General features: G+C 57.3%; 1 protein-coding gene. It reads right to left on the bottom strand.

Annotation, left to right across the window (positions count from 1 at the left end; all coding sequences use genetic code 11):
* Nucleotides 1-404 precede the first annotated feature (404 nt).
* Entirely contained in the window at nt 405-1376 is a 972-nt protein-coding gene (locus tag HMPREF2572_RS10470; protein ID WP_070498417.1) for a siderophore ABC transporter substrate-binding protein, read from the bottom strand.
* Between the last annotated feature and the right edge of the window lie 122 nt (nt 1377-1498).

Raw genomic sequence — 1498 nt, 5'->3', positions numbered from 1 at the left:
CCTAACCCTCTCCCACGGGGAGAAGGGACGGGCTACCGTAGCCTCGCTGTTTGCCGCATAAACTCGGGTGCGGACTGCCATTGGTCTGAATCTTTGACTCAGCCGCTCAATGCGTGTGCCTATGGTGTTCCAAAAGGTCGTCTGAAAACGAGGTTTCCGAAGGAAGTCGAGTTTCTGCGAAGCTAAAGTACAGCTTCAACAAGAGTTAAAATTTGCCTGAACCCTAAAAGCAGCCTGCAACCCCATCCCCTCTCCCCGTGGGAGAGGGTTAGGGAGAGGGCGGCAAACCGTAGGTTTGCTTGGGTGGCATTTTCAACGCGCAGGCTGCTTTTCACTTCGTTGAAACCACGATTTAGCTTCGCAGAAACTCCGCTTCCTTCAGAAGCTCCGTTTTCAGACGACCCCTATTCTTTCCTCGCCGCAACGGGTTCTGCCTTTTCAAACGCCGCCTTCAACTGTTCCGCCGCCTGTATCAACTGCCGCGCGCCGCCCGCGACAATGTAGTTCGCGGCAGGCATGACGATGATTTGTTTGCGCTTCCAAGCGTTCGTGCCGCGTACCAGCGCGTTATCCAACACTTCCACGGCCGCCGGCCCTTCCTGCCCGATGGCGGCGGTGCGGTCGATGATGAAAATCCAGTCGGGGTTTTTCTCTTTGATGTATTCGAAGGAAACGGGCTGTCCGTGCCCCTCGTTGCGTAAAGATTCATCCACGGGCGGCAGGCCGATGTCGCCGTGTATCCAGCTTGCCAACCGCGACTGCGTGCCGAAGGCGGACACCTTGTTGCCCGTAACCGACAGCACCAGTCCGCGCCCTTTATCTTTGGCGGCTTCGCGCGTTTGGGCGAACAGCGCGTCAATCTGCGCCTTCAATTCCGCCGCGCGCGCTTCTTTGCCGAAAATCCGCGCCAGGGTTTCCATCTGCTTCTCGCCGCTGGTGCGGATATTGCCGTTGTCCACCGTCAGGTCTATGGTGGTCGCGTTTTTTGCCAACTGTTCATACGCTTCCGCGCCCGGCCCGCCGGTAATGACAAGCTGCGGATTGTAGCGGTGCAGGGCTTCGTAATCGGGTTCGAACAGCTTCCCCACCGTTGCCGCCTTGTCAAATGCAGGCTGCAAATAATCCACGCGCACCGGCGCGGTGGTTGCGCCCACGTTCACGCCCAATTCGGTCAGCGTATCCAATGCCGCCCAGTCGTACACGGCGATGCGTTCGGGATTCTTCGGCACAACGGCATCACCCCGCGCGGTCGGCACAGTCAGCGTGGAGGCAGGTGTAGCTTGGGATGCAGCGGATACAGTTTTTTCGGCGGCAGGTTCGGGCGAACAGGCGGCCAGCAGCACGGCGCAGGCTGCAAGGCAAAAACTCGGTTTCACGGTGTGCGGTTCCTTTGTTGTGCGAATAGGAATGTTTATTATTAAATAAATAATTCGCAGAAACCATGCTGCCGAACGCAAAATTCCCGAAACGGCAAAACAAATTCCCGAAACGGGAAAGG

Source organism: Neisseria sp. HMSC064E01, assembly GCF_001808875.1.
Lineage (GTDB): Bacteria > Pseudomonadota > Gammaproteobacteria > Burkholderiales > Neisseriaceae > Neisseria > Neisseria sicca_A.
Note: the sequence above shows the minus strand (reverse complement) of the source record. Positions and strands in the feature narration are given on the sequence as shown.